A 915-nucleotide genomic window follows, 5' to 3' on the forward strand; every position below is an offset into this window, starting at 1 on the left:
TCAGACGATTTTCGTTTACGTAAGCCTGACGTAAACCTAACAATAGATCCGTTATTCTTAGATACAGATGGTGACTTGTTGTGTGATTTCATAGAACTTGGAGTAAGTAATCCTGCTGAAAGTGATACTGACTTCGATGGCCTGAATGATGCTACTGAACTAGGTCTTGAGTTAAGCGAAGTTCTCTGTACTCCCATTTCAATAGCAGATCAGTTAACTAGTCCTGTACTCAGCGATAGTGATAACGACGGTCTAAGCGATGGGCAGGAGATTTTGATTACGGGAACAGATCCTCTTGATACTGACTCAGATGATGATGGTATAAGAGATGGTGACGAAGATCGTGATGGCGACGGTTTGAGCGACTATGTTGAGCTTAATCTTTCCTTCACTCTTTTCGATACTGTTGATAGCGATGGCAATGAAGTTAATGATGCCCTTGATGATCAAGATGGTGATGGCTTAAGCAATATCGAAGAGTTGGGTTATGGGACGTGCATTGCCTATCAGGCTGTATCATGCCCAAGTCCAGAGGATAGCGATCAAGATGGTGTTTCAGACTTTGATGAAATTAATCGAGCTGATCAGGAAGGCACAGACCCCCTTGGTTCAGATACAGATGGCGACGAGCTTACTGATAGCGAAGAGCTAGCTATAGGTACCAATCCTCTCTTAGCAGACTCTGATCTTGATGGGATCGATGACAATGAAGAACTTACGTTATCGTTAACTGACCCACTAAATCCAGATACTGACAATGATTTTCTAGCGGATGGGCAGGATGATAGCCCCTTGCAGCCTGATAGCGACAACGATTCGTTATTAGATGGCATTGAGGTTCATATTTTAGGCACCTCGCCTGACAATAACGATAGTGATGTTGATGGGCTTAAAGATGGAGATGAAGTGTGGGTC

At 43.5% G+C, this 915-nt stretch carries 1 pseudogene; it reads left to right on the forward strand.

The annotated features are described in order from the left end of the window. Positions 1-915 (forward strand): annotated as a pseudogene (locus A3756_RS27100) (MSCRAMM family adhesin SdrC); the annotation flags it as partial.

The organism is Oleiphilus sp. HI0086 (assembly GCF_001635225.1).